9 protein-coding genes are annotated in these 7,450 nt (G+C 61.7%); 7 read left to right on the top strand and 2 right to left on the bottom strand.

Annotated features, from left to right (window positions below):
* Positions 1-657 (top strand): enolase C-terminal domain-like protein (locus tag JJ869_RS20625; RefSeq protein WP_292270220.1); only part of this gene is annotated, 657 nt, incomplete at its 5' end.
* A 3-nt stretch (positions 658-660) separates the two neighbouring features.
* Here JJ869_RS20625 and JJ869_RS20620 read toward each other — a convergent pair.
* Positions 661-1,668, bottom strand: coding sequence for a DUF5671 domain-containing protein (locus JJ869_RS20620; protein ID WP_292270218.1), 1,008 nt, complete (start codon positions 1,666-1,668; stop codon positions 661-663).
* Between the two features lie 29 nt (positions 1,669-1,697).
* Here JJ869_RS20620 and JJ869_RS20615 point away from each other — a divergent pair, with 29 nt between their 5' ends.
* Genes JJ869_RS20615 through JJ869_RS20600 form a run of 4 tightly spaced genes read left to right on the top strand, consistent with a single transcriptional unit; the run spans position 1,698 to position 4,872 of the window.
* Positions 1,698-1,820 carry a hypothetical protein gene (locus JJ869_RS20615; RefSeq protein WP_292270214.1) on the top strand — a complete coding sequence of 41 codons (123 nt, stop codon included), beginning with the start codon at positions 1,698-1,700 and terminating at the stop codon, positions 1,818-1,820.
* Positions 1,821-1,824: 4 nt separating this feature from the next.
* Complete coding sequence (locus JJ869_RS20610) at positions 1,825-2,751, top strand: homocysteine S-methyltransferase family protein (protein ID WP_292270211.1); 927 nt, start codon at positions 1,825-1,827, stop codon at positions 2,749-2,751.
* Positions 2,752-2,808: 57 nt separating this feature from the next.
* Complete coding sequence (locus JJ869_RS20605) at positions 2,809-3,672, top strand: D-amino-acid transaminase (RefSeq protein WP_292270209.1); 864 nt, start codon at positions 2,809-2,811, stop codon at positions 3,670-3,672.
* Positions 3,673-3,675: 3 nt separating this feature from the next.
* Positions 3,676-4,872, top strand: coding sequence for an FAD-binding oxidoreductase (locus JJ869_RS20600; RefSeq protein WP_292270206.1), 1,197 nt, complete (start codon positions 3,676-3,678; stop codon positions 4,870-4,872).
* Here JJ869_RS20600 and JJ869_RS20595 read toward each other — a convergent pair.
* A complete protein-coding gene (locus JJ869_RS20595; RefSeq protein ID WP_292270205.1) occupies positions 4,869-6,251 on the bottom strand; it encodes a cytochrome P450 in 1,383 nt (460 codons plus the stop codon). The two genes, JJ869_RS20600 and JJ869_RS20595, sit on opposite strands and share 4 nt — an antisense overlap.
* Positions 6,252-6,356: 105 nt before the next feature.
* On the opposite strand from JJ869_RS20595, the gene JJ869_RS20590 reads away from it, so the two are divergent.
* Entirely contained in the window at positions 6,357-6,962 is a 606-nt protein-coding gene (locus JJ869_RS20590) for a hypothetical protein (protein WP_292270202.1), read from the top strand.
* 140 nt (positions 6,963-7,102) lie between these two features.
* The coding region (locus JJ869_RS20585; RefSeq protein ID WP_292270199.1) for a GTP-binding protein at positions 7,103-7,450 on the top strand (348 nt) is incomplete at its 3' end.

The following is a 7,450-nucleotide window of genomic DNA, read 5'->3' as shown; positions in this document are numbered from 1 at the left end:
GAGCTTGCCGGTCTAGCTTCGCCGGGGCCGGAAGTGACGGCGTACACGCTGTCGCTGGAGGCGCCGGATGTGATGCAGGCGCAGGCGGCGAAGAATGCGCATCGGCCCTTGCTCAAGATCAAGCTGGGAACGCCCGACGATATGCCGCGACTTGAGGCGGTGCGGGCCGGCGCGGCAGACGCACGGATCATTGTCGATGCCAATGAGGGCTGGTCGGCAGAGGTTTATGCGGATCTGGCACCGCACCTCTTGCGGCTGGGTGTCGCGCTGGTGGAGCAGCCTTTGCCTGCAGGCGAAGACGATGCGCTCTTGGGCGTGGACCGCCCTGTGCCGCTCTGTGCCGACGAGAGCTGCCATGATCGGGCCTCCTTGCCCAAGCTCAAAGGCAAGTACGACATGGTGAACATCAAGCTCGACAAGACGGGTGGTTTGACCGAGGCGCTTGCGCTGCGAGATGCGGCGCGGGCCGCAGGGTATGACGTCATGGTGGGCTGCATGGTTGGATCATCCTTGGCGATGGCCCCGGCCGTGCTGGTGGCGCAGGGGGCGGCGATCACCGATCTGGATGGTCCGCTGCTGCTGGCCGAGGATCGGGACGTGCCGTTGATGTTCGACGAGGCAGGCGTGCACCCCTCGGATGCGTCGCTCTGGGGATAGGGTCTAGTCTGTGCGTCGGTCGATGCAGGCCGTGTTGCCATCTAGGCGCACATCGTAGACGTCCATCGCCTCGGGGTACTCGATCTCGATGCAGAGCGAAAACGAGCTTGCGGACGTCCTTGCGTAGCGGATGTCACTGGCAAAACCTGTCAGCCACGCCGGGTTGCGGGCGCAGGTCATCGGGTCGAGCGTTTCGGGCAGGTTGGCGCGGTCGATGTCGGGGCATTGGGACAGGTCATTGGCAAGCGTGCGCAGATCCGACAAGCGCCACCGATCGCGTTGTTCCATCTGTCCCTGTGCCGGGCCACCCACCAGCCAGAACGTCAGGCCAAGTGACAGGGTCGCAAGGCCGATCAAAACCCAACCTGCGGGAACAGGAATGCCGCCCGTTGGTAAACTGCGGGTTTCGCGGAAATATGCGAGAACCACCAAGGCGACACATGCGACCGTTGCCGATTTGACCAGAAAACGCAGGGTGATCTGACCGTCGAGCCAGCTGTAGATCAGGTAAAGCGCGTCTCCCAGAAGCGTGATCGTTGCCACAAGCATCGCCAGCGCGGAGAGCCAGCGGCGGACCGTTCCGTGACTGCGCGCCGGATCGGCGTCGGTGGCCTGTCGGTCTTTGCGGTCGAGTACGTAGAACACGGGAACAAAAACGATGAGCGCGGCCATGGACCAGCGCAGTCCGGACAGCCGCCCGTAAGTTTGGGACTCATCCGGTTCGGGCAGCCAGATGTTGATCTGTGCAAACAGCAGGGTAAGCGTGCTGCCGACAACCATCCCGAACACCACAAAGAGCAGGCTGTAGAACAACGCGTCGCGGGCGGCGGTGGACCTGATCGGGCGCGGGACGGCTCCGGCACCATCCTGATGCAGCCAGCCGGCAAGGGCGGCATCAATCTCGGTGTCGGTCCAGTCGGCATGTCGCAGCGTTTTGGCGATGTCGTCCTTTGACCGGCCCGATTGAAGGGCATCGCGGATATATTGGGAAAGCTCCGGGGGAATTTGCATGGATTGCCTGTGAATCTGATGTGCCAGCTATGGGACGGCGGCAGGGCCGCGCGGTCAATGATTATGTTTTGCCGCAGGTGGAGGAGGCAAAGGCGATTTTGGTCACAGTCAAGCTGCAGCGTTTTCTCGACTGCTTTTTCGGGCTGAAGTGATATGATGGCTGCCACGGTTTTCATCCAAGGGGGCAAGGCTGTGAGGGATCAGGACAACGACACCCGTTGGCTCAGTTGGACAGGTATGGAAACCCACATGATCTTCAATCTTGGGGTGGATTTGCCCGGATTTGCGTCTTTTCCATTGCTGGACACCGACCAGGGTCGTGCGCTCCTGCGAAAGCTTTACGGCGATCAGATCGCCGTCGCTCAGGAAACAGGATGTGGGGCCTGCCTTGAGAGTGTGACCTGGATGGCAAATGCAGATCGGGCGGCGGCTTTGGGATACGACGCGAAAGGTTTGAAACGCGTCAATCGGGATGCGATCGGATTTCTGAAAGAATTCGAGGCCGAGATCCCGCTGCGCGTCTCGGCGCAGATCGGCCCGCGTGGCGACGGATACGAGGCGGGGTCCATGACCGCAGAAGCAGCGCAGGCATATCATGCCCGCCAGATTGAGGTTTTGGCGGAGTCTGGCTGTGACATGATTTCGGCTTTCACCATCGGTTCGGTTGACGAGGCGATTGGCATGGTGCGCGCTGCAACGGCCGTGGGCGTTCCAATCACGATGGCGTTGACGGTTGAGACGGATGGGCGATTGCCCGATGGTACAGAATTGAACGAAGCCATCATGCGTATAGACGCTGCAACTACTGAAGGCGTGACCGGCTATCTGGTCAACTGCGCGCATCCCGACCATCTCGCACTAGAAACGGCTGGGACGCGGCTGAGTGGGCTGGTCGTCAATGCTTCGCGGCTCAGTCATGCTGAATTGGATGAGGCTGAGGCACTGGACGATGGCAATCCAGATGAGTTGGGTCAACAAATGGGTGCGTTGGCCAGAAAATACCCTCAGATGCGCGTTTTTGGCGGCTGTTGCGGCACAGATATGCGCCATCTTCGCGCGATTGGGCGGAGCGTGCACATCTGACGGCTTGACGATGCGCGCGTCGCACGCCATCCCACGTGCAGCAAAAGGAGACCGCCCATGACCCGCACCGTATATGTGAACGGAGAGTATCTACCCGAGGATGAGGCGAAGGTTTCGATCTTCGACCGCGCCTTTCTGATGGCGGATGGGGTTTATGAGGTGACATCGGTTCTGGGGGGCAAGCTGATCGACTTTGCCGGTCACGCAAAGCGGTTGGAGCGGTCTCTGAACGAGCTCGACATCAAGAAACCGGCGGTATTTGATGACTTGCTTGAGATTCACCGCGAACTGGTGCGGGTGAACGGGATCGAGGATGGTCTGGTCTATCTGCAGATCACGCGCGGCGCGCCGGGTGACCGGGATTTCGTCTTTCCGGACCCCGAAACGACCGAACCGACAGTGGTGCTGTTCACCCAGAACAAGCCCGGTCTGGCGGACAGCCCGGCGGCGAAGACGGGGATGAAGATCATCTCGATCGAAGACGTGCGCTGGGGGCGGCGGGACATCAAGACGGTGCAGCTTCTTTACCCTTCGATGGGCAAGATGATGGCGAAGAAAGCGGGTGCGGATGACGCGTGGATGGTGCAGGATGGGCATGTAACCGAGGGCACCTCGAACAACGCCTACATCATCAAGGGCAACACGATCATCACGCGGGCGCTGTCGAACGACATCCTGCACGGGATCACCCGCGCTGCCGTGCTGCGCTTTGCGCGAGAGGCGCAGATGCAGGTGGAAGAGCGCAACTTCACCATCAACGAGGCGAAAGAGGCGGATGAGGCGTTCATCACCTCGGCCTCGGCCTTTGTCATGCCGGTGATCGAGATCGACGGTGTGAGCCTGGGTGACGGGACGCCGGGCGCGCGGACCGCGCGTCTGCGCGAGATCTACCTTGAGGAAAGCCGCAAGGCCGCTGTCTGATCCATGGCAACGCCCGCGCGGGACAGCTATGATGTCGTGATCGTCGGCGGCGCTATCATGGGATCGGCTGTGGCGTGGTTCCTGACCGATCTGGGGTTTGACGGGCGTATTCTGGTCGTTGACCGGGATATGAGCTTTGAGAAGACGGCGACGGCGACCTCGACCTCTTGCATCCGGCAGCAATTCTCGACCGAACTCAACGTACGGATCAGCCAGTTCGGGGCGGAGTTCGTCACCCATCTGCGGGACTACATGGGGGGTGATCCGCGGGTGCCGCAGCTGGGTATCCGCAATTTCGGATATCTCTATCTCGCCGACACTGACGCCTTTGCCGACGACCTGCGCGCGCGAGCGGTCGTGCAGCAAGCGGCGGGTGCAGGGACGCGGCTCTTGTCGCGGGACCAGATTGCGCGGCTTTATCCGTTCTATGCGCTGGACGACATCGTTCTGGGGTCCATCAACACACGGGACGAAGGTTATTTCGACAGCATGGCGGTGTTCGAATGGCTGCGCAGGCAGGCGCAGGAGCGCGGTGTCGAGTATGTCGAGGCCGAGGTTGTCGGGATGAATGTGGCATGCAACCGGGTGCAGTCGGTCTCGCTGGGTGACGGGACGCGGGTTGCCTGTGGGCAGGTGGTCAACGCCGCCGGGCCACGCGCTGGGCATGTCGCGCGGATGGCGGGCCTTGACCTGCCGGTCGAGCCGCGCAAGCGTTATTCGTGGGTGTTCAAGGCAGAACAGCCGCTCGACCGCGATCTGCCGCTGACGATTGATCCCTCGGGCCTGCATGTGCGGGAAAACGGCGGTGGCACGTATCAGGCGGGGGGGCATTTCGGCGATGACCCGGCGGTCGCGTTTGACGATTTCGCAATGGATCACGGGCTGTGGGAGGCCGAGGTCTGGCCGCTCTTGGCTGCGCGCATTCCGCAGTTCGAAGCGATCAGGCTGACCCACAGTTGGGTGGGGCATTACGAGATGAATACCTTTGACCATAACGCGGTTTTGGGGCCGCATCCGGAGCTGGGCAACTACCTGTTCATAAACGGGTTTTCTGGTCATGGTTTGCAGCAGGCCCCGGCGATGGGGCGGGGGCTGTCCGAATGGATCTGCGATGGCGGGTACCAGTCGCTAGACCTGACCGAGTTCCACTATGACCGATTGCTGAGCGGGACACCCAAGGTCGAAAAAGCGGTGATCTAGACGGGTTCGACTTCGAGCCAGACGCCACCTTCGGGGCGCAGGGTGATGATCATCACCGGGGTGGGGTCGACGCCCTTAACCGATTTGAAACGGAATCGCCCTAGCAAGGTGGCAAGGATGATCACCGCCTCCTGCAGGGCAAAGCTGGCACCGATGCAGATGCGGGGACCGTCCCCAAAGGGCAGATAGGCGTATCGGTCGGGCTTTGCGCCACCCGCCCAGCGGTCGGGGTCGAACCTGTCGGGGTCGGTCCACAGAAGGTGTGACCGGTGCAGCGCGTAGATCGGGATGATCACGGTGTCGCCGGGATTGATCGGCGTGCCGCACAGAGTGTCCTTCGCCATCGCGGTGCGCGAGATGATGGCGGCGGGCGGATAAAGGCGCAGCGCCTCGTCAATGATCTGCCGGGTATAGGGCAGGTTGGGCAGGTCACGGGCTGTGGCGGCGCGGCCTTGCAGAACCGATTGCGCCTCGGCGCGGGCGCGGTCCTGCACATCAGGAGCAAAGGCGCAAAGATAGAAGGACCAGGCCAGCGTGAGGGCGGTGGTCTCATGCCCGGCAACGATGAAGGTCAGAAGGTTGTCGCGGATCTCTTCCGTGGTCATGCGGCGGCCGGATTTTGGGTCCTCAGCGCTCAGAAGAAGGTCGAGCAGATCGGGCGTGTCACGGCTGCTGTCAGCTTCGCGAGCATCGATCACGCTGTCAGCGGCGGCTTTCATGTCGCCCATGCCGTTGGTGGCCAAGTTGCGTCCGGGACGCGGGATCCAGTCGGGCAGGCCGAGCACGTCGAAGAGCGAGACCTTGCCCGCGTCAGAGATGTAGAGGTCGATGGCTTTGTGCACGGCCGCGCGGTCGAAACCGCTGTCGCCGGAAAAGGTGACGTCGGAGATCACGTCGAAGGTCGCGGTGATCATCTCGTCCAGCATGTTTACGGCGCGTTTGCCTGCTTGTGCGATCCGGTCAGCCGACCGTTCGGCGGCGCGGGTCATCACGGGGGCCAGTGCGGCGACATTGCGATGCGAAAATGCTGGGGCAGCGGTACGACGCTGCCAGCGCCAATGCTTGCCCTCGGCGATGAACAGCGACTCGCCGATGGCGGGGCGCAGCAGGTTCTTGGTCACCCGTGATTTGGGGTAGTGATCCACCGCTTCGAGCAGGACATGGCGGATGCCGTCGGGATCGGTCAGCATGTGCCAAGGCGTTCCGGTCCTGCCCGAGACAATGGGTTGCCGGGTCGACATTTCGGGGATGATCGTCAGCAGGTTCTGCCGCGACGCCTGCCAGCTTTGAAGCAGGTTGAGCGGTTCGCGCACCAAAGCAGCCCGCACCGGATATGCGGCAGGAATGGAGGGGCTGTCGGGTGTTGATACGCTGGCCATCTCATCAAGAAGTTAGGTCGCGATACGTGCAATGCCAATGGCGTTGCGTTGCGCCGCCTGCAGCGCTGCGATAGAGAGGTTGGGATGATGATCCGGGGGGACGCGATGCGCCACTTTCTTGTTGCTTTGCCACTGCTTCTGGCGCTTGCCGCATGTGGCAGTTCCACCCGCGATCTCGAGCAGCCGACAGAGCCTTTGGGCGATTTTCGTATCGGTCACATCGGGGTTGTGGCGCCCAATCTGCAAAAGCTTCTCGTGTCGCGGGATGCAACCGAAGACGAGTGGATCGCCGCTGTCACCAAGGCGCTGGGCGACCGGTTCAGCCGCTTCGAGGGTGACAAGTATTATCACCTCGGTGTCAGTGTCGAAGCTTATTCCCTGCCGCCGCCCATCATTCCGGGAAAATCGGCGCTGGCGCTGAACGTCACCCTTTGGGATGACGCTGCACGTGCCAAGATGAATCCTGAGCCAAAGCAAATTCAGATCATCAAGGTATTCGAGTCCCGGATTTCCAAGAACCGGGAAGAACAGCTGACCGGCCTAGCCGAAGAGGCTGCCCGCTATGTCGAAGTCTGGCTGCGCGAAATGCAGGAAAGCGACGGCTGGTTCACCAGAGCGGCTGAGGCAAGTCTTTCGGCGGCACCCGAGGTGTCCGGGACAGAGCTTCCGGCTGCGGCTTCGGATGGAGCGGGACTTTCGGCAACGCGCTGATCGGGACGGTCCGGAATACCCCTTGAACGCGCCACGGTTCTTGGTGCGTTTGGGCTTGATTTTCCGGTTTTCTGCGCATAGATGGCCCGCGATGAAAACCGGGTCGGGTGGACCCCCCAATTCACGAGGCGTCTGAAGAGATGGGCAAGGAAAAGTTTGAGCGCGGCAAGCCGCACTGCAACATTGGCACGATTGGTCACGTTGACCACGGCAAGACGACGCTGACGGCGGCGATCACGAAGTACTTTGGTGACTTCAAGGCGTATGACCAGATTGACGGTGCGCCGGAAGAGAAGGCCCGTGGTATCACGATCTCGACCGCACACGTGGAATACGAGACCGACGCACGTCACTACGCACACGTCGACTGCCCCGGCCACGCCGACTACGTGAAGAACATGATCACCGGTGCTGCCCAGATGGACGGCGCGATCCTGGTTGTGAACGCAGCTGACGGCCCGATGCCGCAGACCCGCGAGCACATCCTG

Source organism: Marivita sp., from assembly GCF_017643905.1.
In the GTDB taxonomy this organism is placed as follows: domain Bacteria; phylum Pseudomonadota; class Alphaproteobacteria; order Rhodobacterales; family Rhodobacteraceae; genus Marivita.
Note: the sequence above shows the minus strand (reverse complement) of the source record. Positions and strands in the feature narration are given on the sequence as shown.

Excerpts from the sequence above, each read along its gene's own strand:
- JJ869_RS20620 (WP_292270218.1), bottom strand. The coding sequence starts at position 1,668 with ATGCAAATTCCCCCGGAGCTTTCCCAATATATCCGCGATGCCCTTCAA.
- JJ869_RS20615 (WP_292270214.1), top strand. The coding sequence starts at position 1,698 with ATGGGACGGCGGCAGGGCCGCGCGGTCAATGATTATGTTTTGCCGCAG.
- JJ869_RS20610 (WP_292270211.1), top strand. The coding sequence starts at position 1,825 with ATGGCTGCCACGGTTTTCATCCAAGGGGGCAAGGCTGTGAGGGATCAG.
- JJ869_RS20605 (WP_292270209.1), top strand. The coding sequence starts at position 2,809 with ATGACCCGCACCGTATATGTGAACGGAGAGTATCTACCCGAGGATGAG.
- JJ869_RS20600 (WP_292270206.1), top strand. The coding sequence starts at position 3,676 with ATGGCAACGCCCGCGCGGGACAGCTATGATGTCGTGATCGTCGGCGGC.
- JJ869_RS20595 (WP_292270205.1), bottom strand. The coding sequence starts at position 6,251 with ATGGCCAGCGTATCAACACCCGACAGCCCCTCCATTCCTGCCGCATAT.
- JJ869_RS20590 (WP_292270202.1), top strand. The coding sequence starts at position 6,357 with ATGCGCCACTTTCTTGTTGCTTTGCCACTGCTTCTGGCGCTTGCCGCA.